Annotated in this window: 28 protein-coding genes and 3 tRNA genes; 11 read left to right on the top strand and 20 right to left on the bottom strand. The window is 55.8% G+C overall.

What is annotated here, in order from left to right:
* Position 1: 1 nt before the first annotated feature.
* The 3 genes from G7G_RS0116905 to G7G_RS0116895 are packed head-to-tail and all read right to left on the bottom strand — an operon-like array spanning position 2 to position 2,271.
* Positions 2-925 carry a flavin reductase family protein gene (locus G7G_RS0116905; protein WP_010442630.1) on the bottom strand — a complete coding sequence of 308 codons (924 nt, stop codon included), beginning with the start codon at positions 923-925 and terminating at the stop codon, positions 2-4.
* A complete protein-coding gene (locus G7G_RS0116900) occupies positions 912-1,700 on the bottom strand; it encodes an alpha/beta fold hydrolase (protein ID WP_010442629.1) in 789 nt (262 codons plus the stop codon). Before G7G_RS0116900 ends, G7G_RS0116905 begins: the two co-directional genes overlap by 14 nt.
* Entirely contained in the window at positions 1,672-2,271 is a 600-nt protein-coding gene (locus G7G_RS0116895) for an amino acid synthesis family protein (RefSeq protein WP_010442628.1), read from the bottom strand. The genes G7G_RS0116900 and G7G_RS0116895 overlap by 29 nt, the downstream gene beginning before the upstream one ends.
* Positions 2,272-2,377: 106 nt before the next feature.
* Here G7G_RS0116895 and G7G_RS0116890 point away from each other — a divergent pair, with 106 nt between their 5' ends.
* Positions 2,378-3,223 carry a LysR family transcriptional regulator gene (locus tag G7G_RS0116890; protein WP_010442627.1) on the top strand — a complete coding sequence of 282 codons (846 nt, stop codon included), beginning with the start codon at positions 2,378-2,380 and terminating at the stop codon, positions 3,221-3,223.
* 203 nt (positions 3,224-3,426) lie between these two features.
* On the opposite strand, the gene G7G_RS24420 is transcribed toward G7G_RS0116890, so the two are convergent.
* Positions 3,427-3,510: transfer RNA gene (locus tag G7G_RS24420), tRNA-Tyr, on the bottom strand.
* A gap of 116 nt (positions 3,511-3,626) precedes the next feature.
* Between G7G_RS24420 and rlmB the strand changes: the two genes are divergently transcribed.
* The 5 genes from rlmB to G7G_RS0116865 all read left to right on the top strand — a co-directional run bounded on the left by rlmB (position 3,627) and on the right by G7G_RS0116865 (position 6,526).
* Positions 3,627-4,400, top strand: a complete 774-nt coding sequence (rlmB, locus tag G7G_RS0116885; RefSeq protein WP_010442626.1) for a 23S rRNA (guanosine(2251)-2'-O)-methyltransferase RlmB — start codon at positions 3,627-3,629, stop codon at positions 4,398-4,400.
* Positions 4,401-4,412: 12 nt separating this feature from the next.
* A complete protein-coding gene (locus G7G_RS25005; RefSeq protein WP_083829027.1) occupies positions 4,413-4,685 on the top strand; it encodes a hypothetical protein in 273 nt (90 codons plus the stop codon).
* Positions 4,686-4,860: 175 nt separating this feature from the next.
* A complete protein-coding gene (locus tag G7G_RS0116875) occupies positions 4,861-5,232 on the top strand; it encodes a YHS domain-containing (seleno)protein (protein ID WP_010442624.1) in 372 nt (123 codons plus the stop codon).
* Between the two features lie 201 nt (positions 5,233-5,433).
* Positions 5,434-5,904 carry a CoA-binding protein gene (locus tag G7G_RS0116870; protein WP_010442623.1) on the top strand — a complete coding sequence of 157 codons (471 nt, stop codon included), beginning with the start codon at positions 5,434-5,436 and terminating at the stop codon, positions 5,902-5,904.
* Positions 5,905-6,073: 169 nt separating this feature from the next.
* A complete protein-coding gene (locus G7G_RS0116865) occupies positions 6,074-6,526 on the top strand; it encodes a GFA family protein (protein ID WP_029622111.1) in 453 nt (150 codons plus the stop codon).
* 76 nt (positions 6,527-6,602) lie between these two features.
* On the opposite strand, the gene G7G_RS0116860 is transcribed toward G7G_RS0116865, so the two are convergent.
* From G7G_RS0116860 to hisF, 3 genes are all read right to left on the bottom strand, one after another.
* Entirely contained in the window at positions 6,603-7,169 is a 567-nt protein-coding gene (locus G7G_RS0116860) for a hypothetical protein (RefSeq protein WP_010442621.1), read from the bottom strand.
* A 69-nt stretch (positions 7,170-7,238) separates the two neighbouring features.
* Complete coding sequence (locus G7G_RS0116855; RefSeq protein ID WP_010442620.1) at positions 7,239-7,556, bottom strand: phosphoribosyl-ATP diphosphatase; 318 nt, start codon at positions 7,554-7,556, stop codon at positions 7,239-7,241.
* Positions 7,553-8,314, bottom strand: a complete 762-nt coding sequence (gene hisF / locus G7G_RS0116850) for an imidazole glycerol phosphate synthase subunit HisF (RefSeq protein WP_010442619.1) — start codon at positions 8,312-8,314, stop codon at positions 7,553-7,555. The genes G7G_RS0116855 and hisF overlap by 4 nt, the downstream gene beginning before the upstream one ends.
* A 120-nt stretch (positions 8,315-8,434) precedes the next feature.
* Between hisF and G7G_RS0116845 the strand changes: the two genes are divergently transcribed.
* Entirely contained in the window at positions 8,435-8,881 is a 447-nt protein-coding gene (locus G7G_RS0116845) for a DUF302 domain-containing protein (RefSeq protein WP_029622109.1), read from the top strand.
* Between the two features lie 12 nt (positions 8,882-8,893).
* Here G7G_RS0116845 and G7G_RS0116840 read toward each other — a convergent pair whose 3' ends face one another.
* Both G7G_RS0116840 and hisA read right to left on the bottom strand, forming a co-directional pair.
* A complete protein-coding gene (locus G7G_RS0116840; RefSeq protein ID WP_010442617.1) occupies positions 8,894-9,358 on the bottom strand; it encodes a DUF2867 domain-containing protein in 465 nt (154 codons plus the stop codon).
* A gap of 4 nt (positions 9,359-9,362) precedes the next feature.
* Positions 9,363-10,085, bottom strand: a complete 723-nt coding sequence (gene hisA / locus G7G_RS0116835) for a 1-(5-phosphoribosyl)-5-[(5-phosphoribosylamino)methylideneamino]imidazole-4-carboxamide isomerase (RefSeq protein ID WP_010442616.1) — start codon at positions 10,083-10,085, stop codon at positions 9,363-9,365.
* Between the two features lie 133 nt (positions 10,086-10,218).
* Between hisA and G7G_RS0116830 the strand changes: the two genes are divergently transcribed.
* Positions 10,219-10,620, top strand: coding sequence for a DUF2147 domain-containing protein (locus G7G_RS0116830; protein ID WP_010442615.1), 402 nt, complete (start codon positions 10,219-10,221; stop codon positions 10,618-10,620).
* Positions 10,621-10,624: 4 nt separating this feature from the next.
* Here G7G_RS0116830 and hisH read toward each other — a convergent pair whose 3' ends face one another.
* Complete coding sequence (gene hisH / locus G7G_RS0116825) at positions 10,625-11,263, bottom strand: imidazole glycerol phosphate synthase subunit HisH (RefSeq protein ID WP_010442614.1); 639 nt, start codon at positions 11,261-11,263, stop codon at positions 10,625-10,627.
* Positions 11,264-11,851 carry an imidazoleglycerol-phosphate dehydratase HisB gene (gene hisB, locus G7G_RS0116820; RefSeq protein WP_010442613.1) on the bottom strand — a complete coding sequence of 196 codons (588 nt, stop codon included), beginning with the start codon at positions 11,849-11,851 and terminating at the stop codon, positions 11,264-11,266.
* Positions 11,852-12,005: 154 nt separating this feature from the next.
* On the opposite strand from hisB, the gene G7G_RS0116815 reads away from it, so the two are divergent.
* On the top strand, positions 12,006-12,245 hold the full coding sequence (locus G7G_RS0116815) for an Lrp/AsnC family transcriptional regulator (protein WP_010442612.1): 240 nt from the start codon (positions 12,006-12,008) through the stop codon (positions 12,243-12,245).
* Here the strand turns inward: G7G_RS0116815 and G7G_RS24585 are convergent.
* The 6 genes from G7G_RS24585 to G7G_RS0116795 form a co-directional block, all read right to left on the bottom strand.
* The gene (locus tag G7G_RS24585) at positions 12,242-12,646 is read right to left on the bottom strand and encodes a GNAT family N-acetyltransferase (RefSeq protein ID WP_010442611.1); all 405 of its coding nucleotides are present in this window, start codon (positions 12,644-12,646) and stop codon (positions 12,242-12,244) included. The genes G7G_RS0116815 and G7G_RS24585 overlap by 4 nt on opposite strands.
* The gene (locus tag G7G_RS24580; protein WP_010442610.1) at positions 12,647-12,811 is read right to left on the bottom strand and encodes a hypothetical protein; all 165 of its coding nucleotides are present in this window, start codon (positions 12,809-12,811) and stop codon (positions 12,647-12,649) included.
* A 138-nt stretch (positions 12,812-12,949) separates the two neighbouring features.
* Positions 12,950-13,108: a hypothetical protein gene (locus tag G7G_RS24575; RefSeq protein ID WP_010442609.1), complete on the bottom strand. Its 159-nt coding sequence runs from the start codon at positions 13,106-13,108 to the stop codon at positions 12,950-12,952.
* 106 nt (positions 13,109-13,214) lie between these two features.
* Positions 13,215-14,432: a RidA family protein gene (locus G7G_RS23255; RefSeq protein ID WP_139056621.1), complete on the bottom strand. Its 1,218-nt coding sequence runs from the start codon at positions 14,430-14,432 to the stop codon at positions 13,215-13,217.
* Positions 14,433-14,544: 112 nt separating this feature from the next.
* Positions 14,545-14,619: transfer RNA gene (locus G7G_RS0116800), tRNA-Gly, on the bottom strand.
* A 34-nt stretch (positions 14,620-14,653) separates the two neighbouring features.
* Positions 14,654-14,728, bottom strand: a tRNA-Gly gene (locus G7G_RS0116795).
* Positions 14,729-14,877: 149 nt separating this feature from the next.
* Here G7G_RS0116795 and G7G_RS24415 point away from each other — a divergent pair.
* Positions 14,878-15,030 carry a hypothetical protein gene (locus tag G7G_RS24415; RefSeq protein ID WP_158005280.1) on the top strand — a complete coding sequence of 51 codons (153 nt, stop codon included), beginning with the start codon at positions 14,878-14,880 and terminating at the stop codon, positions 15,028-15,030.
* Between the two features lie 15 nt (positions 15,031-15,045).
* Here the strand turns inward: G7G_RS24415 and G7G_RS0116785 are convergent, their stop codons facing one another.
* The 3 genes from G7G_RS0116785 to G7G_RS23250 form a co-directional block, all read right to left on the bottom strand.
* Positions 15,046-15,429, bottom strand: a complete 384-nt coding sequence (locus tag G7G_RS0116785) for an MAPEG family protein (protein WP_010442606.1) — start codon at positions 15,427-15,429, stop codon at positions 15,046-15,048.
* A 71-nt stretch (positions 15,430-15,500) separates the two neighbouring features.
* On the bottom strand, positions 15,501-18,938 hold the full coding sequence (locus G7G_RS0116780; protein WP_010442605.1) for a pyruvate carboxylase: 3,438 nt from the start codon (positions 18,936-18,938) through the stop codon (positions 15,501-15,503).
* Positions 18,939-19,262: 324 nt separating this feature from the next.
* On the bottom strand, positions 19,263-20,924 hold the full coding sequence (locus G7G_RS23250; protein WP_010442604.1) for a sensor domain-containing diguanylate cyclase: 1,662 nt from the start codon (positions 20,922-20,924) through the stop codon (positions 19,263-19,265).
* 296 nt (positions 20,925-21,220) lie between these two features.
* On the opposite strand from G7G_RS23250, the gene G7G_RS0116770 reads away from it, so the two are divergent.
* Entirely contained in the window at positions 21,221-23,617 is a 2,397-nt protein-coding gene (locus tag G7G_RS0116770; protein WP_029622107.1) for an ATP-dependent helicase, read from the top strand.
* Position 23,618 lies beyond the last annotated feature (1 nt).

Here is a 23,618-nt window from a genome sequence, read left to right as displayed (position 1 = left end):
ATCAGTTCCTTTCAATCAAGCTATGAACATCGCCGCGATCCGCATTGCCAAGGTAAAACCCAAAGCTGTTCGTGCGGGATTCGAGCGCATACCGCAGCATCATGTCGGCAATCGCGGAGGTCGTGTATGAGAGGGTCGGCAGGGTAGCGGTTGGGATGGGTTGCAACGAAGATTGTCCGGTTTGCACGCCACTTTGGGCCAGAAAGTAAACATGGTGGGTCTGGCTTTGCGCATCGTCATAGACAGAATAAACCGGGCCAAGCTCGACGGGGCTTCCCTGCAATGCGAGGGCGTCGGTCAGGTCCTGCCGCAGATTGCCATTGTCGCTTAGGCTGATCTGAGGCGGTCGGTATCCATTGTCAGTGAGTTCCAGCAAAACGCAGTCGTTTGAGTTAATAATTGCGCCACAAGTTGTTGTGCCACCATTCCGGTCCATCGCGGCGCGTTCGAGGCCAAGGCTGAAATACTGCCCGCCGGTATATCCAAGCCCAAGGGCGTCGGATTCAGTGAACGCTTGCACTTCTCCGATCAGGATTTGGTGGTCCCCTGCAGGCAAGGATTGCCATGTGCTGCAAGAAAACTGAGCAATAGCCCCATCGATCAAAGGAATGCCGTTCAGATCGAGCGTATGGGGGACCGCGGCGAAACGATCTCCGGTGAAACTGGCGAATGTATTGGATACTTCTTGCTGCCCCTCGGCCAGAATACTAATGGCGAAGTGACTGCAGTTCGAGAACTGGTCAAAGGTCGACAGAAACCGACCCGGACAAACCAGAAGCAGAGGCGGGTCAAGCGAGACCGACGAAAAGGAATTGGCGGTGAAACCGCAAAGCGTTCCGTCATTTGCACGGCAGGTCACCACGGTCACGCCCGTCATGAAACGGCCAAACGCGCTGCGTAGGGTGCGGGGATCAATCTCTGCCATGAGTTGACTTTCTAGCAAATTCCAGCAGCGCAGAATTGACTTCGGCTGCATGTGTCATGGGCATCATGTGCGCAGCACCTGTGATTATTTGGGCTTTTCCTTTCGGGGTAAGCGAGGCCATGGTTTCAGACATCTCGGGTGTCGAATTGGGTTCGGCGCTCCCCGTCAGGAAAAGTGCGGGGCAGGTCAGCGCAGAGAGCGTGTCGATATCTGGGCCATTTTCATGCGCAAATATGCTGTAGGCTCTGCGGTAGGCCATCGGGTCGACGTTTGTGAGCCAATTTCTGCAAACCTCTTTCTCGATGACATCTGCATCACCGAACCAACGGGCCAGGGTAGGCGTCGGGTCAGCGCCTGTTTCCGTGTCCAAAAGAGATGCGCGCGCTTTTACGGCTTTGGCAGCTGTATCACTTCGATTGAATATGGCATTCAGTGCCGCCACACCCAGTACCTTTCCCTTATGTCGCGCAGCCAAATCCAGTGCGATCATGGCGCCCATGGAATGACCAATGACGATTGCCGGGGTATCCAGGCCGGATGCAATCGTATCTGTATAACCCCGGAGGTCTTGTGCTCCGGCTGGCAAGGCGCTCGCGCCATGGCCCGGCATGTCCACTGCGGTGACACGGAACATTGACGACAAGGTGTCCAGTTGCGCGTTCCACGCTTCGGCCCGAAGCCCGACACCATGTATCAACAGAACCGCAGGACCGTCACCTTGGCTGATCGCGCGGAGGCGTCCGAAATCAGACCGCGGCCGGGTTGTCCAGATCATGGCCCAAATCCTTCAAGTCCTGATAGCGATCTCCAATCCTATGATGGGGGCGTCCACCGGTAGCTGCGCCCAGCACCACCACGATCTCGTCATCCCGCGGCGCATCAGGGATTGAGAATTGGATGGTGAGGTAGTGTGATCGCCGGCCTGCATCGTTTTTGTCCATCAGCGGAACCATGATCGGTGCATTGGCCGTTCCGCGTGTATTGGTAAATGCCAGATAAGATTTGGCGCCGACCGCCTCACGATAAAAATTGCCGAAGCGCAGCGTATGAATTAGCCCCGAGGCATGTTCGACCTCGCCGTTCAGACCAACCACGGCGGCTTTGCCATAAGCTTCGATTGCATCTCCGCCGCCGGCCAGGGTGATCATCCGGTTGGTCATCATCTCTCCCAAAACAGGGCCATAGGCCTGTATTTCGGGTTTCAGGTCCTCAACAAACTGCCCCGCCCACGGGTTTTTGACAACAGCGGCAACAGCGAACATGCGCGAAGGTTGTTGTGTTTCTTTGAAACCTTCGATGAGAACCTCTTCATCATAGGTCACGATCTTCCGTATCTCGGGGCGCATAAATTTCTCCTGTTCGCTACCCGAGAAATTCAGAGATTACACCGATTTTGACAAACGATTGATTTAAGGGCTTATGTATTAATAAGACTAATGGCTTACTTGACCCATGAAAAAATCGCTGCCCCCGCTGACCTGGTTTCGCGCGTTCGAGGCCGCTGCGCGCCATCTGAGTTTTACCGCTGCCGGTGAAGAGATCGGCCTGACCCAATCTGCGGTCAGCCAACAGGTAAAATCCCTTGAAACACGGCTGCGTGCAGCTTTGTTTACGCGCCATGCGCGTGGATTGTCGCTGACCGACGAAGGGCGCAAACTGCTGCCTCAGGTCGGGGCGGCACTGGGGGTGTTGTCTGCAGCGACAGATACATTTGATACTGGCCCGTCAGAGAACCTTTTGACCATCGCATCGTCAGTCAGTGTTGCCCAGTGGATTATCGCGCCAAACCTTGCTGAATTTAGGAAGAGGCATCCGAATATCCGCGTTCGTCTTCTAAGTGCGGTCTGGCCGGACGAGTTCAGTTCTGCACGCGCAGATGTAGAAATCCGCTTCGGATCGGAAAAACAGGTAGGAAGAAATGCCAGATTGCTCACACCTAACCAGCTCATTGCCCTCAAATCACCCAGCCTTAAAGGTGGGGTAAGTGATTTGCCGTTGATCGAAGCGGTCGGCACATCCAGCGGATGGAAAGAATGGTCCGCAAAGGTTGAGCCTGTTCCGGAGCCTCAGATTTTTGCGGATTCGTACGGTGTGGCCTTGCACTTTGCTGCCCACGGCAATGGAATTGCGCTTGTGAGCGAACTTCTGATCAAACACGCGATCAATTCTGGTGTGCTTGAAAGGGCGCATCCGGCAACCGTCGAAAGTAACGAAGGATATTACCTGTCGAGCAACGAAGAGAATGAATTTGCAAGGCAATTTCAGGGCTGGCTGTTGGAACAATTACCACGACAATAAAGAGATCAATGTCTCGAAAACACTAATCTACGAGTGGTTTGCCCTATTTGATACCAGAGACAAATTTCCAGTTAATGGATGTGGGCCATTCGCATTAGTCTAGATTCCCACTTTGCAACAAACAAACAGTCGACCAAAGCGGGCGCAAAGCTTATTGGAACACCCTAAATGGCATTTACCGACCCAAAGACTGAGAAGCTGAATGGTGGGCGACCCTGGAATCGAACCAGGCGTGCGTCTCCGCGAGGGAGTTACAGTCCCCTGCCACACCTTGCGGCCTGTCGCCCACTGTCAGGCGTTGCACCTGACGTGGAGGCGTGATTACTAGCGCGTCTAAAGGGCGTCAACAGGAAAATACCGCTTTGACGCAGGAAACCGAATTCCCGGCCCGGAGGCCCGTAAAATGAAGAAACCAAAGTGGGTCGTTGAGAAAGAACAGGCGCGAAAAGCTGCTGCTGCGGAAACCGTATGGCTGTTTGGATTACATGCTGTTCGTGATGCCTTGATGAACCCGAAACGGCAGAAGTTGCGTTTGATCGTGACCCGAAACGCCCGCGATAAGCTAGCGGAATCCATTGATTTTTCCGGGATTGAGGCCGAGGTAGTTGATCCACGGAAATTCACGGCTCCGATTGATCCGGGCTCTGTTCATCAGGGGGCTGCGCTTGAGGTCAAGCCACTGGACTGGGGTGGACTTGCCGAGAATTGTATCGGGCAGGAAAACCCGCGTGTGCTGCTTTTGGATCGGGTAACGGACCCACATAACGTTGGGGCGATTCTCCGTTCAGCGGAAGTATTTGGCGCAAGTGCAGTAATTGGCACGCGGCACCATTCGGCCCCTGAAACGGGCGCACTGGCAAAAACTGCCAGCGGTGCGTTGGAACGGCAACCGTATCTGCGTGTCCGTAACCTGGCTGACACGATCAATGCGCTGCAGGATATGGGCTTTCTGGTTCTGGGTTTGGATGGTGAGGCAGACGAAACTATCGAAACCGTATTGGAGGGCAAACGAGCGCAGCCAGTAGCGCTAGTATTGGGGGCCGAAGGACCGGGCCTGCGTCAAAAGACCAAAGAAACTGTGGACCAGCTGGTCAAGATTGACGCGGCGGGCGGATTTGGGTCACTCAATGTCTCAAATGCTGCCGCAATTGCACTATATGCGTCACAGCCGAGATGACAGGAGGTTCACATTTCCACGCCGCACAAAATCGCCACCTGCTGTTATTGTGGAACCCGCGCCGCGCTGGTTCTTAGGGGGAAACAGCAACATGAACTAAGTTGCTCAAGCTGTGGTGCGCCTTTGCATAACCTCAAGATGGTTCCAAAGGCCAAGCTTGTTGATCGTCCGGTCCAGAAATCCAGGCCAACCCATTACAATATAAAGAATAGGAAGAAGAAAAAGGGCCTGTTTTCGCGCGTATTGGACGAGGCCTGGGATGCTATTGAAGACGTTTTCGATTGAAGACCGCACGCGTGTTCACAAGGGCGTCATGGGGGTTTTCGTGACTAGATGAAATGTGCAACTTAAAACCCTCTCAAATTCAATCGATGAATCAGTGATGCTGTCCCGACGTTCCTTTTTGACCAGTCTCGCATGTCTTGCCGTAGCGCCTTCAGTAAGAGCGCAGGAAAAGCCAATGTTCTATTCGGACGGTGGATTGGCTGTTTCTGGTTATGATGCGGTCTCATACTTCAGGATCGGAACGCCTACGCTGGGGAAATCTGATTTTTCCCTGATGTGGAAGGGGGCCGTGTGGCAGTTCACATCGGAAGAAAATCGTGACAGATTCGAGCGCAACCCACGGGCTTTTGCTCCTCAGTTTGGTGGATATTGTGCGTATGCGATGGTGCAGGGGATGCTCAGCAGCACTGACCCGCAAGCATGGCAGATCGTTGACGGAAAGTTGTACTTGACCCATTCGGAAGCGATTGAGCGTATCTGGAAACAGAACGTGTCGCAGAACATTCGCGAGGCCGAGGGGCATTGGCCTCAAGTTCTGTATAACTGATCGGCAAATCTCCGCCAATTGTGACTTGTCATCACAAAAATGCGCGCCCCCTCTTTTTTTTCACAAACTTAGGCTTAAATGTCACAGTGACCGCGGAATGGAACTGCCGCGGGTCATTTCACTGTCCCTCGTTCCAACAACTGGCGCTCAGGCAAGACCTGAGCGCTTTTTTCTTTTTGGCATGGCGTCTAGGGTGCGATCATGCCTGATTACTCTGACCAGTTCCTGACCACAGTGTTGAAACGTACCAAGGTTGTTGCCGTTGTTGGCGTGTCGATGAATCCGGTAAGGCCCAGCTACTACGTTGCGCGTTACTTGTCGCTCAAAGGCTATACGGTGATTCCGGTGAACCCGGGGCATGCCGGTAAACCTCTCTTTGGTCAGACGGTCAGGGCGTCGTTATCCGAGATCTCTGAAGCGGTAGACATGGTTGATATTTTTCGACGCTCTGAAGCCGTTCCGCCTATCGTTGACGAGGCTTTGGCCGAGTTGCCGAATCTACGCACGATCTGGATGCAGATCGGCGTAGAGCATGCCGAGGCCGCCGCCAGAGCGCAGGCCCGCGATATTGACGTGGTCATGAACCGCTGCCCCAAAATCGAATATCAGCGCCTGTTTGGCGAGCTGCGGATGGGTGGGTTTGCAACGGGCGTCATTTCGTCCAAACTCTAAGCAATTCATGGCTATAGCGCTTTCACAGCAATATCGCGCTATGATTGGATTGCCAGTCGGTCTTGGTTGAGTGCCGCCTTGGTGCAATCCGCTGATTCCCAGCCTCCCGAAATTGAACCTGTCTGATCCCTGCGGAGGGGCTTGTGAAATGGAAAGTGAGCTAAGAACAATGTCAATTCCAGAACCACCATTTGAAGGTGCTTGCTTATGTGGTGCGGTGCGCGTTCGTGTGACGGCATCCCCCCTGTTAACCGTTGCGTGCCACTGCCGTGATTGCCAAAAATTCAGTGCGAGCGCTTTTTCTCTTACCACCATGTTCCCAAGCGATAGTTTCTCCTATGACGGCGAACTGGTTCTGGGTGGTCTTAGATCGGTCGAACGCGCGCATTATTTCTGCAAATCGTGTCTGAACTTCATCTACTCTCAGCTCAAAGGAGCACCGGAACGGGTCAACCTGCGGACGTCGATCTTAGATCAAGCAGCTTCATTCGAGCCATTTCTCGAAGTGATGACAGAGGCGAAGATGCCTTGGGTGGATGTTCCTGCTGTTCGCAGCTACTCCCGATTTCCGGAAACACCGGAAGAGCTGCAATCGCTAATGCGCGACTATTCAAAACGCTGAATCCCGGTGGAGACAGACTGAACTGTCACGGGCTTTCGAGGTCGAACACATCGGAGCCTGATGATGCACAACGGGTTCAGTTCAAAGCCAATCGGGTCAGTTGCCCGACTTGTTCCTGACGACGCTTTTCCAGAACCTCTTCGCGTGGAACCCACTCGTAACGGGTATCCTCAACTAGGGGCGACCAGAATAGCACTCCACCATAGCGCCAGGGGTCCAGGACGACGCCATCATACATGCTCTCGCCTTTGCGGCTGATAATGGCAGTGCTGTGGTCGATGCGGAACGGGTTATCCGCATTGGCAATAGCGCGGTGCATCTCGAGCGTACGGAATTGTTCCTGATCCAGTCGCCGCTCGATATCCTCGGCCCAATGCCAGCACAAGCCGCGCGGGCGCAGGCCTTTGTTGACCTTGGCATTGTGGATCAGCGGAGGGTCTGTGATTTTGTATTCCTGCACCAGCTGCGCAGTATAGGCATGGGCGATGCGGGCGGCGCGGGTGGCTTCTTCCGGGTCGATATCGGGACCGAGGCTTTGGATCTCGGCGGCAAGCCGCTGGACCTCATCTCCAGAGGAAGGGGGAGGGGTGGCGCAGGCCGTGAGGGTGGCAAGTGCTGCTGCGAACACCAAAGCTCTGATCATCTGCGCGCCCTTTGCCTCAATGCACCCGAACCCGGAGTATAGCGAGCTGGGTTATCGCACGAAACCCGCTTACCCCTTGGGTCGGGATGCCTTTTCAGTGATGCCACTGGTACCCTGGCGTTGGGCCAGTTCGGCCAACACATCGTCCAGTTCTACATCGCGCGCGGCGAGCATGACTAGCAAGTGGTAAAGCACATCCGCCGCCTCAGAGGTCAGCTTTTCTTTGTCGCCTTTGGCTGCCTCAATGATCGCTTCGATAGCCTCTTCACCAAATTTCTCAGCACATTTCTCAGGGCCTTTGGACAACAGCTTGGCGGTCCAGCTGCTGTCAGGATCCGCCCCTTTGCGGGCCTCAATGGTTGCGGCCAAATCGTGTAGAATACTCATGTCAGCCTCATTGGAATGCCGGCGGCGGCCATATGTTCTTTGGCCTCTTGGATGGTGTATTCGCCGAAATGGAAGATCGAGGCCGCCAGAACAGCGCTTGCCCCACCCTTGGTGACGCCTTCGACCAGATGGTCCAGATTGCCGACGCCACCGCTTGCGATCACTGGTACATCGACGGCATCTGAAATCGCGCCGGTCAGGGGCAGGTTGAATCCGGCCTTGGTGCCATCGCGATCCATCGAGGTTAGCAGGATCTCTCCCGCGCCCTTGGCGACAACGGTCTTGGCAAACTCAACCGCGTCGATACCGGTGGGCTTGCGACCGCCATGGGTGAAAATCTCCCACTTGCCGGGGCTAACGGTTTTGGCGTCGATGGCGCAGACGATACACTGACTGCCGAACTGGTCCGCCGCCTCAGCAATCACATCCGGGTTGGCCACAGCGGCCGAGTTAAAGCTGACCTTATCCGCTCCTGCCAACAGCAGGGCACGTACATCATCCTTGGTGCGAACTCCGCCACCCACGGTCAGGGGGACAAAGCATTGTTCTGCCGTGCGTTGGACGACATCAAACATGGTGCCGCGATTTTCGTGGGTTGCATGGATGTCGAGAAAGCAGATTTCGTCGGCTCCAGCAGCATCATAGGCCTTGGCGGACTCCACCGGATCACCCGCATCGCGTAGGCCCACGAAATTCACACCTTTGACCACGCGGCCATCAGCGACATCCAGACAGGGAATGATACGGGTTTTCAGCATTGGGTATCCTCTGTTGCTGGCACCTCTACCGGCAAAGCCTCGCCGATGCCAGACTTGTGATTGTGATCTACCGAGAAGCCATGGAAATTAGAGATGAAATTCATGAAAAGGATTATCCAGATGCGACATCTTATTTTGGCTTCAATAATCACATTCGGAGGTGCGCTGTCCGCCATGGCTGACGACATCATCAAAGTACAAACCAATAAAACAGTGGCCGAGGCGCTGGACGCCCTCGAAGCTGCGGTAGGCAATGCAGGCGCGACTGTATTTGCCCGTATCGATCACGCCGCTGGGGCAGAAAAGGTCGGTACTCCGATTGCACCCAATCAGGTGCTTATCTTCGGCAACCCAGCACTGGGCACGCCTGCGATGCTGATCGATCCGCGCGCCGGGTTATTTCTGCCACTGAAGGTGCAGGCTTATGAGGATGCGAATGGTCAGGTATGGCTGGCTTACGAAGACCCAAAAGAGACCATGGATGAACTCGATGAGGTCGAAAAGTCACCGGTCATCGAAAAGATGCGTGGCGCATTGAAAAAGCTGACCACAGCCGCAGCGGGCTAATATGGCTTCGTGTCAGGCGCTTGCGCGGCTCACCCGTGCAAGCGCGTTGCGCGCAATCAGGATGTGGAAAGGCAAAATAATCGCCAGATATAGTCGCCCACCCAGATTGTGTCGATGAACCCAGGTCGCGAGGGAAATACGACCGTCTTCGGAAAAGACAGACACTCGGAAATCGAGGTGACGGTCATCGAAGCCAGCGATCACCTCGCTCGCGTCATCGTGCTCAACCGGAAAAATACCCACCTTATCAGTTGCTTCTGGCCCTGTATTATCAAGCCCAAACGGGGCGACCAGGATGCCGCGCAGTCGAACCAACATTTTGGCCCAAGCAGGGAAACTGGTGATAATCTCTGCCGCCTGACGCGGCGAAAGATCAGAAACCACGCTGAAACAATCCAGAAAATCGCCATCTTCCAGCCGGTTATGCAGCAGACTCTTGGTTGGCAGTTCGGATCGCTTCACGCGTGATTTGAGCATCGGACTATTCTCTGAGTGTTGTCAGAGCCTCTTTCAGATCGATGGCGCCATCGTAAAGCGCGCGCCCTGAGATCGCACCATTCAAATCTGCGCCACAATTGCGCAGGGCGATCAGGTCGGAAATAGAAGACACACCACCCGAGGCAATGACCGGGATGTCGACAGCTTTGGCTAAGTCAGCAGTGGCTTCGATATTTGGTCCCTGCATCGCACCATCCCGATTGATGTCAGTGTAGATGATTGCAGCGACCCCGGCGTCTTCGAAACTGCGTGCCAGATCGGTGACCTGAACGTTGGTTTCCTCGGCCCATCCTTTGGTGGCAACCATGCCGTTACGCGCATCGATCCCGACAGCGACCTTACCCGGAAAGGCTTTGGCTGCGTCGCGCACCAGATCGGGGTTCTCGACCGCGATAGTGCCCAGAATCACTCGCGCCAGGCCTTTCTCGATCCAGGCCTCGATTGTTGCCATGTCACGAATGCCGCCACCTAACTGAGCTGGAACATTGCACTCCCTCAGAATAGCTTCAACCGGGGCTGCGTTTACCGGCTCACCGGCAAAAGCACCGTTCAAGTCAACCAGGTGCAGCCATTCACAGCCAGCTTCTACAAAGGCGCGGGCTTGCGCGGCGGGGTCTTCATTAAAGACCGTCGCCTTGTCCATTTCACCGCGCAGCAAGCGCACAGCATTGCCGTCTTTGAGGTCGATAGCGGGGTAGAGGATCATGTCAGGCGGCCCTATATCTTTGTTACACGCGCGGGATATCGCACAGGCGGGGCAGGGGCGCAACGCGACGCAAAGTCAATCTTGCGGGGTACAGACCGGCAGGTCAGACTGTCTGCAAAACAGGGAGACAACAATGAAGACATACACTCTTGCAGCTATATTCGCTGCGATGGCCACAACCGCCTTTGCCGCCGATCCGGTGGACGGTTTGTGGAAGACTGCCCCAGGAGATACGGGCGGTTATCTGCATGTGACGATTTCCGAATGCGGCAGTGCCATTTGCGGTACCATCGACAGTGCGTTTGACGCTGAAGGCAATCAGCAACTGGAATACGAGAACCTTGGGAAGCAGATCATCTGGGACATGGTGCCAGATGGTGCCGGTGCCTATAGCGGCGGCAAAATCTGGGCACCGGATCGCGATAAGACCTACAACTCAAAAATGTCGCTGAACGGGCAGAACAAACTGACGGTGAAAGGCTGCGTTGCGGGCGGGTTGATCTGTCGTGGACAGGATTGGACCCGAGTTCAATAACCGATCACGGAGTCCAGGTCAGGAAATTCCCGATCATGCGCAGGCCAACGTCCTGGCTTTTCTCAGGGTGAAACTGCATCCCGACCATGGTGTCACGGCCAATCACGGCCGTGACCTCTTGCCCATAATTCACATATGCCAATCTTTGGACCGGATCGGTCACCCGAAAGTGGTAGGAGTGGACAAAATAGGTGTGATCACCTGATTTCACCCCGTCAAAAACCGGGTGGTCGCTTTCCAAAACCAGATCGTTCCAGCCCATATGCGGAACCTTCAGGGTACTGTCCGAGGGTTCGATCTTCACGACATCACCGGCAACCCAACCCAGACCGTTGGTCTCGGAGTATTCGTGCCCCTTGGTCGCCATCAGCTGCATACCAACGCAGATGCCCAGAAACGGGCGGCCCTTCTGTTCCACCGCCTCGATCATCGCGTCATAGATACCCTTGTGGCCGCGCAACTCGGTGGCGCAAGCCGGAAAGGCTCCATCTCCCGGTAGGACCAATCGATCCGCCCTCGCAACAACGTCAGCGTCCGAGGTCACGACGACTTCGCCAGCATCCAACTCGCGCGCCATGCGTTGAAACGCCTTCTCTGCCGAGTGCAGGTTACCGCTCTCGTAGTCAATGATGGCTGTCAGCATCTACAGCGTGCCCTTGGTCGAGGGAATCGCATCCGCCTTGCACGGATCGGTCTCGACCGCCAAACGCAGAGCGCGGGCGACTGCCTTGAAGGCGGCCTCGGCAATATGGTGGCTGTTGAAGCCGTGTAATTGGTCGACATGCAGGGTTATGCCGCCATGTGTACTGAGCGCTTGAAAGAACTCGCGCACCAACTCTGTATCGAACGTACCGATTTTGGGTGTCGGCAGGTCCACATTCCAGATCAGGAAAGGGCGGGCGGACAGGTCCAGCGCACAGCGCACCTGTGCATCATCCATGGGCAGGTGGCATTCGCCATAGCGTCGGATTCCCTTCTTATCGCCCAAGGCCTGTGTCAGCGCCTGACCCAGAGCAATCCCGGTATCCTCGACCGTGTGGTGGTCGTCGATGTGGTAATCACCCTTGGCGCTGATCGTCATGTCGATCAGCGAATGCCGCGCCAATTGATCCAGCATGTGGTCAAAGAACCCAACACCAGTCTGGTTGTCATACTGGCCTGTGCCGTCCAGATTGACCTCGACCGAGATTTCGGTCTCGGCGGTCTGACGGCTGATCTTAGCGCTGCGCATGGGCGAATTCCTTTTTCTTCTGGGGCGCTTATAGACCCGGATGAACGACCTATCCAGACCGCTTTGAGCCTTCGGTGCAAACTGTTGCAGGGGATTGCACCCGGGCGCGGCCCGTGCCAGCCTGCGGTCAACACGAACCAACAAGGCCCGGCCCATGTCCACCTGCGTTTTCATCCAGATCCGCTGTAAACCCGGCACCACCTACAAGGTAGCCGAAGAGATTGCCCTCCGCGAAATCCACTCGGAGCTGTATTCCACCAGCGGCGAATATGACCTTTTGCTGAAGCTCTACATCCCTGAAACCGATGATGTGGGCCATTACATCAACGAAAACCTGCTGGTGATTCCCAATATCGAACGCTCGCTGACCACGATGACGTTTAAGGCTTTTTAGCCCAGTTCAAACGTCGACACGCCGAAGACCCGGTTCAGGTCAATCTCGGGTTCGTGGTCGGAATACATCCGCGCGGTCTCAAAGACCTTCTCCAGCCCAAGCTCTTCGGCCAACGCGAACGCCGATACATTTGGCTGTGGCATATCGATGAACACTTCGTGTGCGTTATGAACCTCGGGAATCGACGGGAGAACAGCGGCCAGCAACGCCCTCGCGATTTCTGCAGTGTCCGCAAATAGGGGGCCGATCTTATAACCAGTTAGACAAGGGCGCTGTGTTGCATAGTCCCTGGTCCTGCCGTTCTCGGTATAAAGCTTTGAAACGTGGCTGAAAGCACCAAGCCAGCTTTCCAGAAACAGATCGCGTGGTGCGGGGAACAGAGCGCGATCATATACCTTCAATTAATCAGACGCTTGTTTCAGATCCGATATATGGCTGTTCGGCTCAGCCTCTAGCTTTGCCAGAATCTGGTGTTTTGTCCCTGCGAAACGATTGTTGTTATAAGCAAAAGAAAAGCCAGACTTAAAATAGTTATCCTGCTGTTTGACCACGCCATCCAGGCCCATGTTTCAGCCCGTACAATGGCTCAGCGCATGCTGTGCGATTTCAAGCCCGTGGCCGTGGTGCCTGAGCTCGGGCTTTACGATGTAGAACCTCAAAAAAAGAAAATCTGTCGTCGTAATTCACTGCCGAAACAGATGAGATCATCTCGCCATCCAGAAACCCACCAGAAACCCATCAGGGTCTGTCGGGCGAAAGCACTCGGCATCATGCACACCCGGGTGCCAACCTTCGTGCCTGGCCCAATCCACGCCGTGCTGAACCTCGGCTTCGGTGAGAGGGCGTATGTCATAGCGCGGCATGGTCAGGTCCCTGTTTTATGGCTGTATTGGTCAGAGTGGCCCAGCCCGCCGAAAAGAACCAGACCCTTGCTGGCTCGGCGAGCGCGCGTGTCCAGAGCGGTACTGCTTAATCCAAAATTGCGATCGCTTCGATTTCGATCACCATGCCTTCATAGAAAAGCGCGGGAATCGGGATACCCGTCGTAGCAGGCCCCGGCGCCGTGTAAGAATTCGAGCGTATCAGAAGGTTTTCATGCAATGCTTCTGCTGAAGCATTACCCTGATAGAAGGTCGTTACTTTTACGACGTCATCCAGTGTCGCACCAAACTCGGCTAGAACTTTGGATAGGTTTTTCATTGCGATCTTGGTTTGCGCGACCATATCTCCGGGCTGAAGGACTTGCGCCTGATTATCCAGGGCGACCTGCCCACCAATGTGGATGACATTGCCACACCTGTTACCGTGTTTGTACGGAAGCGGTGTGGTCCAGTTCCAATGCCCGTCGGGCCAGGCAAAATTTTTGGGCTCATCAGTCGCCGAAGAGCAAATTGCCGTTGCCGCAATTTTGGTCTTCAGACCTTCTTGTGCAAAACTGGGAACCGGTATGCCTGTCGCTGCAGGTCCGGGATCGGAGAAATACGAAGCTCTTAGACTTGCGGCTTTCTTCCAGCTCCTGCCATGTAGATCATCTTGATAAAATGTGTTGAGCTTGACGATGTCGTGCAAGCCCGCGTCGACCGTCGACAGCGCCCGCTTCAAACGCTCCATGTTTTTGGCAGTTTGCGCTGGAATATTGTCTGGGGCCTCAACCGTTCCATGTGGTGTCAGGGCAGACATCTCGCTGGTAAAAACCGTGTCCCCGACACGAACCACATGTGAAAACCCGTCTGGCAAATACGGCATGTCCTCAAGTCGATGGCATTGTTTTGGTGTTCTGGCATCGTCTGGACGCCGCATGGCAACGCCTTCGATTTCTGTGAGCATGTCCGGATAACATAGCTCTGGCATGTTGATCATGCTGATCACGGGGCGGGCCGTGTCGCCAATGATCTGGCTTAGAAGCTCCAGTAAATGGCCTTCGTCATTCGCATCCCCTACGTAATAGACGACCACGCGCACCAGATCATCGAAATCGACACCCAAATCAGAGAACAGGTTGGCCATATAGGCCATAGAGTTTCTGCATTGCGCTGTCAGATCGCCAATGTTGCGCACATTGCCTTGCGCATCCAGATCGACTTGCCCGCCAGTGAAAATCATGTCCCCGGCACGGACGGCGTGGTGATGAGTCAATTTGACGGGCCAATCCCAATGCCCGTCAGGAAAACTGTATCGTCTGGTCAATCCAACCTCCGCGCCTGATTTGGCAACTGTTGGATGGAAGCCAATGCGATGTCAAAACAGTAACGTGTTCCGTAAAGCACCACATTCAAACTGGTGTTGAAGGTCTGGTATCTGGAGCGGGCGAGGCGATTCGAACGCCCGACCCTAACCTTGGCAAGGTTATGCTCTACCCCTGAGCTACGCCCGCATCAGATACTTATGTCGGTCCGAAGACCTCTCAATGGAGCGGGCGAGGCGATTCGAACGCCCGACCCTAACCTTGGCAAGGTTATGCTCTACCCCTGAGCTACGCCCGCGCCGTTGAGTGAGGAGGGATGTATTAATTCCCACACGTGGCTGCAAGAGGAAAATGGGGCCGTTGGAAAATTATTTCGACGGAATGCTTGCCCCTCACGCGTTCAAGAGCAAATGGAAAGCAAAATAAGCTGCGCGGGAAGGTGTTATGATGATCGATGTCTCAGATTTGAAAGCCATAGCGTTGGGTGTCATGATCATTCTAGTGATCATGGTTTCGAAATTTGACAGCGAGCGCATGGGATCCGAAGTCTCGCACCGATTTAGCGGCGCTCAGCCTGGTTGGCACGATCCTATCGGATAGCAGCGATCAGGTGCTTCAAAGCGCCAGAATAAGACCCGCGCTGGCCGCGACTAAAATCGCCAAGAATGTCAGTAACATTCCGATCTGTCGCAAGATGATTGTTTGTGGCGTCTTTCCGAAACCGTAGGCGTGCGACAGACGCCCAGCCAGCAACAGCAGACCCAGCAGATTAACAAGCCATGCTTCAGCGCCCTGCAACTCAACCATGGCGATCAGCAGCAATGCGAAAGGTGCATATTCGGCACAATTGGCCTGCGTCCGCATGGCTTTGATCATGGCCTTGTCGCCGTGGTCTCCGACCGAGATTTTGCCTTTGCGACGCTGCAGGATGACGTTCACGCTGAGCGCAATGAACAGAAATGCAATCAGTGCAGCGTAGATCGGGGTGATGGACAGCATGACAGCTCCTGATATTGAAAAGGCCGCGCAGAGAACTGCGCGGCCCTGTATGCCCCAATGTGATAACTGGCTTATTCCAGTTCGACCAGCAGGTCCTTGGCGTCAATCTGGCCGCCAGGTTGGACGTGGACGGCCTTGACCGTTGCGTCTCGCTCGGCGTGGATGCCGGTTTCCATCTTCATCGCTTCGATGGTCAGCAGCAGATCGCCTTCGTGTACTTCTTGACCTGCCGAGACGGCAACGGTGGCCACAACGCCCGGCATGGGCGCGCCAATATGGTCGGGATTCCCAACTTCGGCTTTGGGCCGCTGCGCGGTAGTGGCTTTGACCATCCGGTTCGGCACGCGGATCACACGTGGCTGGCCATTGAGTTCAAAGAACACGCGCACTTCGCCGTTTTCGTCGGTCTCGCCGATGGCCTGACAGCGAATTTCTAGCGTTTTGCCTGGGTCAATCTCGGCAGTAATTTCTTCGCCGGGTTCCATGCCGTAGAAGAAGGTGCGCGTGGGCAGGGTACGGACCGGGCCATAGGTCCGGTGGCGGCCCATGTAATCCAGGAACACCTTGGGATACATCAGATAGCCGTTCAGGTCCTCGTCATCGACCTCTTTGCCCTCAAGCTGTTTGGACAGATCGGCGCGGGTGGCTTCCAGATCGACGGCTTCGACATTTTTGCCGGGGCGTTCCGTATTCGGTACTTCGTCTTTTAGTACCTTGGTGATGATCGTGTTAGGGAACCCGCCCGGAGGTTGACCCAGATTGCCGCGCATCATGTCCACGACCGAGTCGGGGAAGGCGACGTCGGTGTCAGGGTCTTCGACTTGTTCGCGTGTCATGTTCTGGCTTACCATCATCAGCGCCATGTCGCCGACCACTTTGGACGACGGTGTCACCTTGACGATATCACCGAACATCTGGTTCACATCGGCGTACATCTGGGCGACCTCGTGCCAACGCTCCTCTAGACCCAGCGAACGCGCCTGTGCCTTTAGGTTGGTAAACTGACCGCCGGGCATCTCGTGCAGATAGACCTCGGAGGCCGGGGCCTGCAGGCTGGATTCGAAGGCCGCGTATTGGCCACGGACGGCCTCAAAATAGTCGCTGATCTCGCGGATGGCCTTGATGTCCAGCCCGGTGTCACGTTCGGTATGACGCAGTGCTTCGACCACGGTGCCCAATGTTGCTTGGCTGGTGTTGCCGGAGAAGCTGTCCATCGCGCAATCCACCGCGTCCACGCCCGCCTCAGAGGCCGCCAGAATAGTGGCGCTGGCGATACCGGCCGTATCGTGGGTGTGGAAGTGGATCGGCAGGCCGACCTCTTCCTTAAGCGCGCGGATCAAAATGCGTGCCGAGGCTGGTTTCAACAAGCCCGCCATGTCTTTCAGGCCAAGAACATGCGCGCCCGCATCTCGCAGCTCTTTTGCCATACCGACATAATATTTCAGGTCATACTTGGCGCGATCCGGGTCGAGGATATCGCCGGTATAACAGACTGTACCTTCACAGATCTTACCGTTCTCGATCACTGCATCCATGGCGACGCGCATGTTCTCGACCCAGTTCAGCGAGTCGAAAACGCGGAACACGTCGATATTCTGCGAGGCTTGCCGCACGAACTCCTGCACCACATTGTCGGGATAGTTTGTATAGCCAACCCCGTTTGCGCCACGCAGCAACATCTGGGTCATCAGGTTCGGCATTGCCTCGCGCAGGTCGCGCAGACGCTGCCACGGGCATTCCTGCAGAAAGCGATAGGCCACATCAAAAGTCGCGCCACCCCAACATTCAACGCTGAACAACTGGGGGAGGTTCGCCGCATAACTTGGCGCTACCTTGATCATGTCGATCGAGCGCATCCGGGTGGCCAGCAGGGACTGGTGCCCGTCACGCATGGTGGTGTCAGTGATCAGCAGTTGCCGCTGCGCCTTCATCCAGTCGGCAACTGCCTGCGGGCCTTTTTGCTCCAGCAGGTTGCGTGTGCCCATTTGGGGCTCGGCCTTGGGCGCGGGGGGCTTGGCCTCTTTCAGGTCGGCGCGTGGTTCGGGGCGATCCTTGGTTTCGGGATGCCCGTTCACGGTGATGTCCGCGATATAGTTCAGAACCTTGGTGCCGCGGTCGCGACGCTTCTTGAACTGAAACAGATCCGGTGTCTCATCGATGAACTTTGTCGTGTATTCATTCGACAGGAAGGTTGGGTGCTTCAGCAGGTTCTCGACAAAAGCGATGTTGGTGGAAACGCCACGCACCCGGAATTCGCGCAGGGCGCGGTCCATCCGGGCGATCGCTTTCTCGGGGGTAGGCGCCCAGGCGGTGACCTTAGTCAGCAATGAATCGTAAAACCGCGTGATCACCCCGCCCGCATAAGCGGTGCCGCCGTCCAGACGGATGCCCATGCCGGTAGCCGAGCGATAGGCAGTGATGCGGCCATAGTCGGGGATGAAGTTGTTCAGCGGGTCTTCGGTGGTCACTCGGGTTTGCAGGGCGTGACCGTTCAGGCGGATCTCGTCCTGGCTGGTTTTGCCGGTAGCCTCGGCCAGCGTCTTGCCCTCGGCAATCAGGATTTGCGCCTGCACGATGTCGATGCCCGTTACCTCTTCGGTGACAGTGTGCTCGACTTGCACGCGCGGATTGACCTCGATGAAGTAGAACTTACCGGTGTTCATATCCATCAGGAATTCAACCGTGCCCGCGCATTCATAGTTCACATGGGCGCAGATGCGGCGGCCCAACTCGCATATTTCGGCGCGCTGTTCGTCGGTCAGGTAAGGGGCAGGGGCGCGTTCGACGACTTTCTGGTTGCGGCGCTGGACCGAGCAGTCACGTTCATAGAGGTGATAGATCTCGCCATGTTTGTCGCCGAGAATCTGAACCTCGACATGGCGGGCGCGGGTGATCATCTTCTCCAGATAACCCTCGCCATTGCCAAACGCCGCTTCGGCCTCGCGACGACCTTCCAGAACCTTCTCTTCCAGCTCATCTTCGGACAGGATCGGACGCATTCCGCGCCCGCCGCCGCCCCAGCTGGCTTTCAGCATCAATGGGTACCCAATCTCGGCCGCTTCAGTTTTGATGGCGGCCATGTCGTCGCCCAATACTTCAGTTGCCGGGATAACTGGAACGTCAGCCGCAATCGCCACTTTCCGGGCGCTGGCCTTATCGCCCAATGCGCGCATGGTTTCGGCCTTGGGACCAATAAAGGTAATGCCATTCTGAACACAGGCATCTACGAAATCCGGGTTCTCGGAAAGCAAGCCGTAACCGGGATGGATTGCATCCGCGCCACATTCCTTGGCAACTCGGATAATCTCGTCGATCGAAAGATAGGCCGCGACCGGTCCCAGATCCGCACCAATACGATATGCCTCATCCGCCTTAAAACGATGCAGCCCCAACTTGTCTTCCTCGGCAAAAACCGCGACGGTCCGTTTGCCCATCTCGTTGGCAGCGCGCATCACGCGAATGGCAATCTCGCCGCGGTTGGCGATCAGGATTTTCTTGAAGTCTGTCATTGCAGGTCCCGGTCTTTACTAGGTGTGGCCTTGTGAATAGGCGGACAATACAGCCACGTACATATGTAGTTCTGGGTAGAACCGGCATGTTAACGCTCGCAATCGCCGCCTATTGCCGCTTTTCTTTACACGCGCTGCGCCGCAGCATCAAATACTGTATCTATGATGTCAGATTTTCTGTACCCTATGTGCTTAGGGCTGTGGATTTCACTTCTGAAATCCGTCTCAATCCGAGTGATTCGGAAGCGCACAGGGCCAAGATTTCAAGGTCAGCGAATTCCTAGACGCCATGCCGGTCGCAAGCAGGCAACGACTGGCATAGGCTTAAGGCTTAGCAAGGGAGGTCGAGGAACCTGAAACCACCGGCCTTTTTCGATCGGCAATGTCCGTGACGGTCTGATTGGATTTTCCAACCTGCACCTGATTGCGACCTTTGTCCTTTGCCGCATACAGCGCATCATCAGCAACACGCATCAGATCCTGCGGCATCACACCGTGGGTCGGATAATGTGCAACCCCAACTGAGATGGTGATGCGCGGTAGTGATTTCTCGCCATACCGAACCGTGATCGCTTCGACTGCCTGCCGGATCTGTTCCGCACGGGTCATCGCATCATCCGGAGTATTGTCCGGTAGGATCAGCATGAATTCCTCGCCGCCGATCCGGCAGGCCACTTCATCCCGATCACACCCAGTTTCAAGGGCCGATCCAACCGCGCGCAGCACCATGTCACCTGCGTCATGCCCATGCGTGTCGTTAAACTTTTTGAAATGATCCACGTCCACCGCGATCAGGCTCAGCGGAGAGCCGGTTTGCTGACTGCGACTGATGGCTTTGCGCAGTGTCTCAGTCATGTGGCGGCGATTGAACAATCCGGTCAGAGGATCGCGGACGGACTGATCATGCAACTGATCCCGCATTCTGACATTCGCGATGGCCATGCTGATTTGCTCTGCACACAGCTGTGCCAGCTTTTTACTGTCATGGAACGCCTCTCCGCTGCCTTCATGAGCGCGCAGATGCAGCAAACCCACTGTCTCGCCATGCGCAAGAATGGGAAAGCAGAAATAGGGCCGCCCGTCATGAGGTTCGGCATGTTCGCAGACAAAATCGACCTCGGAGGCACCGAATTCATAAGTCCGTCCACGTCGCAGACCCCAGCACCCCTCGGGATGAATGTGCGCTTTGTGCGAGCCACCATTCCAGCTGGCACAGCCATCCAGCACATCGCGCGAGTTTGAGTAGACATATACACTGCCCTCGGCCTCAGGCAGAATGTGGGTCATGAAACGCGATACCATATCGAACAGCTCATCCAATGACCGGCTGGATTGCAGCCATTCATTCAACTCACCCAGCAGACGCACCTCGCGCGCGAGGCGCAGTTGATCATCCATAAGCTCGCGTTCCTTGTCTGACCTGTTTTTCAGCGACTGAAGCTGATACCGGTTGGTGCGATATGTCACCAGACTCACCGCACTCAACGCAAGCAGGGCAATCCCGCTTAGAATGGCCAGAGAAACCCGCAACCGGTAGATGAATGTACTGCGCAGGTCGGTGAAATCCGTAAAGAACTCGATCGCGCCTATGAAGCGGCCGTTCTTGGTGACCGGCATGAACACCTCGGCCACGTGATGCTGGGTGGTTTTGCTGGTGTTTTCCGTGTGCAGATCAAGCCCGTCAATTTCGGACAAAGGAACAGTTTCCTGAATGTAGTGAGTCATGCCCCGCGCCACGTCACTGCGAAAGAAGTTTCGCGGTTCCGAGGTGCCGATTTCCTCGGGGCGGGTCGACCAGACCACCCGTCCGGACGTGTCGAATAGTTTGAATCGATAAACATCCGAAGCCTCGGGCATAGTCGAAAGAAACTCGGCATCATGATGATCGATTTGCCCTGTGCGCAGGGCGGTTTCTGGATCCTCCAGATGCAACACAACCCGGCGCTTCCAAAGCTCGGCCTGTTTAAGAATATCGGTTCTGAGCATACGGTCTACGACCGGAGCGGGCAGCGCATAAATGCTCCATCCCGCGGTCGCAGCCAGCGCTATAAGCAGAATGGTGATTCCCGCCTATTTCAGGCGATGGCCAAGCGGTCGCCGATCCTTCAATTTCATATTCCGCACTCCCACTGCATTGAACCAAGCATCATTGCCAAGGTTTGACAGGGGGTTAACGGCGGTGGGTGATTGTTTAGAATTTAACGGATGTGGCGGCAAAATCCTTGTGAACAAGGCGTGAACAAACCCTTTCCCTTGGCGCGCATCCAGCGTAGTTTGAACCCATGAGCAGTTTTGATGAAATGGACGCCTTCGAGGGCGCCTCACTGTCGGCGCGGGCGATGCCTGTGCCCTCGGCAGAGTATCTCAATAATCTCAACCCGGCACAGCGCGAAGCTGTTGAACGGCTGGATGGTCCGGTGTTGATGCTGGCGGGCGCGGGAACAGGTAAGACCAAAGCGCTGACCGCACGGATCACGCATCTGCTTAGAACCCACCGCGTGCGTGAGAACGAGATTCTGGCGGTGACCTTCACCAACAAGGCCGCGCGCGAGATGAAGCAGCGCGTAGGGCGCATGCTGGGTCGACCCGCCGAGGGAATGCCCTGGCTGGGCACGTTTCATGCGATTTGTGTCAAGCTGTTGCGTCGCCACGCGGAATTGGTCGGGCTAAAGTCTAATTTCACCATTCTGGACAGCGATGATCAGAAACGGCTGCTGAAACAGCTTACTCAAGCCGCCAATATCGATGACAAGCGCTGGCCCGCGCGGATGCTGGCAGGGATCATCGATGACTGGAAAAACCGAGCCTTGACGCCCGATAAGGTGCCTGCCGCAGATGCCGGAGCCTATAATCATAAGGGTATCGAGCTTTATGCCCAGTACCAGACCCGCCTGCGCGAGTTGAACGCGGTGGATTTCGGCGATCTGCTGTTGCATATGGTCACGATCTTCCAGACCCACCCGGACGTGCTGGAGCAATACCAGCGCTGGTTCCGCTACATCCTTGTGGACGAGTATCAGGACACCAACGTCGCCCAATATCTCTGGTTGCGCCTGCTAGCCGGTGGACACAAGAATATCTGCTGCGTCGGTGACGACGATCAGTCGATCTATGGCTGGCGCGGTGCCGAGGTGGGAAACATCCTGCGTTTTGAGAAGGATTTTCCCGGCGCATTTGTAGTTCGGCTGGAACAAAACTACCGATCGACCCCGCATATTCTGGCCGCGGCGTCCAATGTCATTCGTGGCAATGAAAGCCGCTTGGGCAAAGAGCTTTGGACCGACCGCGAAGAGGGCGAAAAGGTTCGTCTGATTGGCCATTGGGATGGCGAGGAAGAGGCGCGTTGGATCGGCGAGGAAATCGACGCGATGCAGGGTAGCACGCGCGGCGTGCGACCGATGAACCTTGATGAGATGGCGATCCTCGTGCGCGCCTCACACCAGATGCGCGCATTCGAGGACCGGTTCCTGACCATTGGCCTGCCCTACAAAGTGATCGGTGGCCCTCGGTTCTATGAGCGGATGGAGATTCGCGATGCCATGGCCTATTTCCGGCTGGTGGTCAGCCCCGAGGATGATCTGGCGTTCGAGCGGATCGTGAACACCCCCAAACGCGGCCTCGGCGACAAGGCGCAGCAGACGATTCAGGTGGTGGCGCGCGAAAACGGGGTATCTCTTGTCGAAGGCGCGCGGATCGCGGTTGAGAACGGGTTGATCAAGGGGAAGGGCGGCAAGGCACTGCGCGAGTTGATCGACGGGTTGGCTCGGTGGAACGCGATGACGCGCGGACCTCGGATTGAAGTGGATGATGATTCGGTGATCGATGACGGCGCGTCGCCGATCCGCTATGGCGCGCCTGAGCATACGCATATCGAGCTGGCGCAGATCGTGTTGGACGAATCCGGCTATACCGCCCATTGGCAGAACGAGAAGACGCCCGAGGCTCCGGGACGGCTGGAGAACCTCAAGGAGCTGGTCAATCAGCTGGACAATTTCGAGAACCTGCAAGGGTTTCTGGAACATGTCAGTCTGGTGATGGACAATGAGCAGGACAGCGACGGGGCCAAGGTCTCGATCATGACGCTGCACGCGGCCAAGGGGTTGGAGTTTCCTGCCGTGTTCCTGCCGGGCTGGGAGGATGGGTTATTCCCTTCGCAGCGTTCGATGGACGAATCCGGTCTCAAAGGCCTCGAAGAAGAACGGAGGCTGGCCTATGTCGGCATCACCCGGGCAGAAGAGGTCTGTACGATTTCCTTTGCAGCCAACCGACGGGTGTTCGGACAATGGCAGAACTCGATGCCGTCCCGGTTCATTGATGAGTTACCCGAAGATCATGTGGAAGTACTGACGCCGCCAGGTCTGTATGGTGGTGGTCAGACCACTACCGGTATCGAAACCCGCGCGGCCGAGGCGAATGTCTATAACTCGCCGGGATGGAAACGGATGCAGGCGCGGCAGGGACAGTATGGAATGTCTCAACCGAAAGAAAGCCGGAATACCGTGATCGACGCCACAGCGGTCGCCAGCTTTACTCTGGGTGAGCGGGTGTTTCACCAGAAGTTCGGTTATGGGGCAGTAATCGGCATCGAGGGCGACAAGGTTGAGGTCGATTTTGACAAGGCCGGAACGAAAAAGGTCGTCTCGCGCTTTCTGACCGCGAAGGATGACGTGCCGTTCTGAC

Origin of the sequence: Ruegeria conchae, assembly GCF_000192475.1 — a bacterium.
GTDB lineage: Bacteria > Pseudomonadota > Alphaproteobacteria > Rhodobacterales > Rhodobacteraceae > Ruegeria > Ruegeria conchae.
Note: the sequence above shows the minus strand (reverse complement) of the source record. Positions and strands in the feature narration are given on the sequence as shown.